Source organism: Tahibacter caeni (assembly GCF_024609805.1).
GTDB classification, from domain to species: domain Bacteria; phylum Pseudomonadota; class Gammaproteobacteria; order Xanthomonadales; family Rhodanobacteraceae; genus Tahibacter; species Tahibacter caeni.
Window position 1 is genome coordinate 1 of the sequence record NZ_JANFVR010000356.1, and the last position, 4,563, is coordinate 4,563.

Consider the following 4,563-nt stretch of genomic DNA (forward strand, 5'->3'; position numbering starts at 1 on the left):
GTCCCCCCGCCGGGCGGGCCCGCGGCCCGGGGGGGCCCCCCACGCCTGCCTCAGTACCCGATACGGCCGCGCGAGCGGCCGTATTTTTTTCAGCGCCACTCGTACTGCCAGCGCAGCTCGATGCGGCGCGGATCGCCGAGGCGGTAGCGCGTTTCCTGGCGGCGGTCGTTGTAGCGGAAGTCGACGCGGTCGAGGTACAGCTCGTCGAACGCGTTGGTCACGGCGATCGAGAAGTCGGCTTCTTCGAGGCGGTAGCCGATGCGTACGTCGGCCAGGCTGTAGGCCGGGCGGCGGTTGCCGGGATTGATGTCCAGCGTCGTTTCGGCCGCAGCGGTGTGGTACGCGTCGAGCGTGCCGTACCAGCCCAGCGCGGCGCCGTAGCGCAGGCCGAACAGCGCCGTGTATTTCGGCGCGCCGGGCAGGCGCGGCGTCGGGTCTTCGTTGTAGTAGCGGTAGTAGTCGTAGCGCGAGCTCAGGCGGCCGAGCCCCAGTGTTGCCTGCCAGCGGTCTGACAGGCGCGCGTCGAGCTCGAGCTCGGCGCCGTAGACGCGGCCGCGCGCGCCGACGTGGTTTGTCACATAGTGGAAACGTTCGCGAATCAGGGTGCGGAACAGCGCCAGGCGCGCCTTCAGGCGCTGCTGCAGCCATTCGGACTGCCAGGCCAGCTGGGTCGAGTCGTCGCGCTCGGCCGGCTGGATGAACTCCGGGCGCACGCCGGCGCTGCTGCGTACGCCGCGGCCGTGGCTCAGGCTCAGTTTGTTGGTCTCGTCGAGGTTCCAGTTGCCGACGACGAGCGGCACCGGCGTGCTCGTGTCGATGCGGCCGAACTGCTGGAACTGCAGCTCCGAATCGCGATCGGCGCAGACGCCGGGCCGCGGCACGAGGTCGGCGCCGACGTTGCAGGCCACGCTGACGTAGTTCTGCTGCGCCTTCTCCTCGACCTGGCGCAGGCCGACGCCGACGCTGAAGCGCTCATCCCAGTGGCGGCCCAGCCAGAGCCAGCCGCTGCGCGTGCGGAAGTCCATGTCCTGTCGGTTGTCGCCGACGCGGCGGAAACCCGCCACCCAGACCGCTTCGAGATCGGCGAACGACACCGCGCTGAACTCCACGCCGCCGGCCATTTCCCAGCGCTCGCCGAGCCAGCGGCCGCTGAGGCCGACGTTGCGCCGGCGCTCGTCGTTCAGATCGCCGCTCGGGCCGAAGCCCGAACCGAGCCAGAGGCCTTTCTGGCGCGCGAACGTGCTGCTCGCGCTGAGGCGCAGGTTCCAGTCGTCGCGGCCGTACTGCAGGTTCAGCGCCGAGCCGAGCGCGCGCGTCTGCGTGCGCGCCGTGTCGCGCGCGTAGCTCGTACGGTCTTCCGGCAGCGGGAACGGAAATTCGCCGCGCGCGGTGTACAGCGCCGGGTCGTCGCCGGAAACGCCGAGCAGCGAGAACTCCAGGCTGAAGCCCGGCAGCCACTCGGGCACGAGATTGAGCTTGGTGAACACGTTGTCGACGATGCGCTGCTCGCGGTTGGCCTCGGGCACGTAGACCTCATGCACGTAGTCGGGCATGACGCGCCGTTCCAGCGCGACGCGCACGCCGCTCTCGCCGTCGCCGAAGCGCGTCGAGTACGCCGTGGAGCCGCGCAGCGCGCCGGCATTGCCGATGCCGGCGCTCGCGCGCAGGCTCGGCGTCTCCGACGGCGCCTCGGTGTACAGGTCCAGCGCGCCGGCGGTCGCGCTGCCGCCGCGCTCGAAGCTGCGCGGGCCGCGCTGCAGCTGCAGGCTGGCCAGGCCTTCGACCGGCACCATGTCGCCTTCGATCAGGCTGGTGCCGAGATCGATGCCGTCCAGGCGCACGCTGAGACCGCTGAACTGGTCGAGGTCGCGTTCCTGGCCGCGGATCGCGAGGCTCGCGCCGCTGGCGTAGACGTTCGGCGCGTAGCGGCCGATCTGGCTCAGGCTCAGCAGCGGCGAGCCGGCCAGGCGTTCCTGCTCGATGCGCGTGACGCTCATCGCGTCGTGCACCATCGCGGTGACCGGCGGCGTGGCCGCGGTGACCGGCGCCAGGGACGGCAGCGGAGTGTCTTCGATCGTCAGCGCGTCGAGGTTGACGCGTTCCTCCGGCGCGGCGACGACGATGTCGATCGCGCCGTCGCTGCGGCGGCGCCAGCTCAGGCCGGTCGGCGCGAGCACCTGGTCCAGCGCCTGCGGCAGGGTCGCGCGCAGGCGGCGGCCCGTGCATTCGGCGCTGGCCACGCGTTCGGTGCGATCGACGATCGGCACGTTCGCGAGCAGCGCGAGCCGTTCGAGGCAGCCCAGCAGCGGCCCGGTTTCGAGACGGATGTCGTAGACCGTTTCCGCATCGCCGGCCGCGTGCAGGCCCAGCGGAACGGCGGCGACGAGCAGGCCAGCGAGGCGGCCCAGGCGGGCCGGCCTCATCGCATGACGTAGGCGATGCGCGGAATGTGGCGCAGGCTCAGCTGCGAGGTCTGGGCCAGGGCGCGCAGCGCCGCGGCCGGATCGTCGAGCGGCAGGGTCGCCGTGATCGGCATCGCCGCATGCGCTTCGTCGGCCAGGATCACGCGCTCGGGCAGGTAGCGGTCGAGCTCGGCCAGCACCTTGCTCAGCGGCATCTGCTCGACGCTGAGCACGCCGCGCGTCCAGCCGTCGTTGGAAGCCAGCGCGCCGACCTGGGCCGCGCCGTCGTCGTTGCCGACGAAGGCCTGCTGGCCGGCGCCGAGATCCACGGCCTTGCCGCGGCCCGCGGTCACCCGGACTATGCCTTCGTGCACGCCGACCTCGGTGCCGAGATCGCCGCGGTCGACGACGAAGCGCGTGCCGACGGCCATCGCGTCGACGCCGCCGCTGAGCACGTGCAGCGGACGGCTCGGATCCTTGGCGACGGCTATCGCGAGGCGGCCGCGCAGCAGCTCGATGTCGCGGCGCTCGGGACTCAGGCGCACGCGCACGGCGCTGTCGGTGTCGAGCTCGAGCACCGAGCCGTCGGCGAGCTTCTGCGACAGCGGCTTGCCGATTTCGGTGTACAGATCGCTGTTCCAGTTCTGCCAGCTCGGCGCGACGCGCGGACCCGCGAGCAGCGCGAGCACGAGCAGCAGCGGCGCGCCGGCGGCGACGCCCCAGCGCAGCCACGGACGCGGACTGCGCGCGGCCGGCGCGGATGGGCGGGCCTCTGCGGCAGCCGGACTCTGCTCGAGCGCGAATGCTGCCGCGCAGATGTCGGCATAGGCCAGGCGGTGGCTCGCGCTCTGCGCCAGCCAGCCGTCCAGCGAGCGGCTTTCGTCGGCCGACAGGTCACGGCCACTGGCGATGGCGTGCCAGCGGGCGGCTTGTTGCAGCAGCGATTCGGTCGAGTTCATGGCCATGTCTTCCGCCTAGACGCGCGAGTGCCGGATTGCCCCCAACGCCGGGACCGGGAATTTCTTGCTGAGCCCGTCACGGACCTGATCATTGCCTGCGCCTCCCGCTCAGCGCCGCGCCGAGCTGCGCCAGGGCGCGGGTCAGGTGGTTCTCGACCGTCTTGGGCTGCAGGTTCAGCCGGTCCGCGATTTCTTTCTGGGTATGGCCGTGGATGCGCGCGAGCACGAGCACGTCGCGCGCGCGCGGCGTCAGGGTGTTCAGCGCGGCGCTGACCCGGGCGACGTCTTCCTGCACGGTCGCGATGTGATCGGCGCCCGGCGCGTGGCCGCCGTCCTCGTAGTCGCCGTCGCCGGCGTAGGTGTCGCTGACCATGCGCCGGCGCAGCTGGTCGCGCGCGAGATTGGTCGCGACGTGGAACAGGAACGCGCGCGGCTTGGCGATGGTCTCGCGCCGGGCCTGGGCGATCAGGCGCATGCCGGCCTCCTGCGCCAGGTCCTCGGCCTGGCCGTGGTCGGCGCAGAGCCGGCGCAGATAAGCCACGAGTTCGCCGTAGCAGCTCGCGTACAGCTCGGCGATGGCTTGGGCTTCGGCATCGGGCGCGGGCCGGGGCGAGGTCGAGCTCATGCGCGCCAGCGACCGCCGGCGACGCAGGGGGCGGAAGCGTGCCGGCGCAGGCCGGACGCGGCGGACGGGATCGGCGGCATCAGATGCTCAGGCGGTAGATGATGGGCAGGCGCAGCTCGAGCTGGCGCGCTTCGCCGGTGAAGAAGGCCGAGGCGGGCACGGGCGAGGCGCGGCGCAGCAGGTCGAGCGCGGCCTTGTCGAGGATGGCGTGGCCCGAGCTCTGCGCGATGCGCTGGTCGACGAGGCGGCCGTCGGGCATCAGCACGACGATGACTTCGACCGTGCCCTGCAGCCTGGCGCGGCGCGCCGGACCCGGATAGCGGCGGTGCTGGGCCAGCCACTCGAGCACGCGGACGGTGGCCGAATTGACGAGTGGATCGACCGGCGGCGTCAGCACGTCGGTGCCGTTGCGTTCGGTCTCGACGGCCGCCGGCAGCGCAGGCAGTTCCGGCAGCGGCGGTTGTGACGAAGCCACGGGCAGCGGCGCCGGCGTTGTGGCAGTCTTCGCGGGCGCGCGCGGAGCGGCAGCCGCGTCAGGCTGCGCAGCCTGACGCGGCCTGGGCCGCGCGGCGGCCGG

The 4,563-nt window shown here is 72.3% G+C and carries 4 protein-coding genes; all 4 read right to left on the reverse strand.

Translation table 11 applies throughout. The annotated features are described in order from the left end of the window. Positions 1-89: 89 nt before the first annotated feature. The 4 genes from NON22_RS20630 to NON22_RS20645 all read right to left on the reverse strand — a co-directional run bounded on the left by NON22_RS20630 (position 90) and on the right by NON22_RS20645 (position 4,461). The gene (locus NON22_RS20630; protein ID WP_257388863.1) at positions 90-2,423 is read right to left on the reverse strand and encodes a TonB-dependent receptor; all 2,334 of its coding nucleotides are present in this window, start codon (positions 2,421-2,423) and stop codon (positions 90-92) included. Next, positions 2,420-3,361, reverse strand: a complete 942-nt coding sequence (locus tag NON22_RS20635) for a FecR family protein (RefSeq protein ID WP_257388864.1) — start codon at positions 3,359-3,361, stop codon at positions 2,420-2,422. The genes NON22_RS20630 and NON22_RS20635 overlap by 4 nt, the downstream gene beginning before the upstream one ends. Positions 3,362-3,449: 88 nt before the next feature. Then, the gene (locus NON22_RS20640) at positions 3,450-3,986 is read right to left on the reverse strand and encodes an RNA polymerase sigma factor (protein WP_257388865.1); all 537 of its coding nucleotides are present in this window, start codon (positions 3,984-3,986) and stop codon (positions 3,450-3,452) included. A gap of 79 nt (positions 3,987-4,065) precedes the next feature. Continuing rightward, a complete protein-coding gene (locus NON22_RS20645) occupies positions 4,066-4,461 on the reverse strand; it encodes an energy transducer TonB (RefSeq protein WP_257388866.1) in 396 nt (131 codons plus the stop codon). Between the last annotated feature and the right edge of the window lie 102 nt (positions 4,462-4,563).

Coding starts and splice junctions, on each gene's coding strand:
- NON22_RS20630 (WP_257388863.1), bottom strand. CDS start 2,423: ATGAGGCCGGCCCGCCTGGGCCGCCTCGCTGGCCTGCTCGTCGCCGCC.
- NON22_RS20635 (WP_257388864.1), bottom strand. CDS start 3,361: ATGAACTCGACCGAATCGCTGCTGCAACAAGCCGCCCGCTGGCACGCC.
- NON22_RS20640 (WP_257388865.1), bottom strand. CDS start 3,986: ATGAGCTCGACCTCGCCCCGGCCCGCGCCCGATGCCGAAGCCCAAGCC.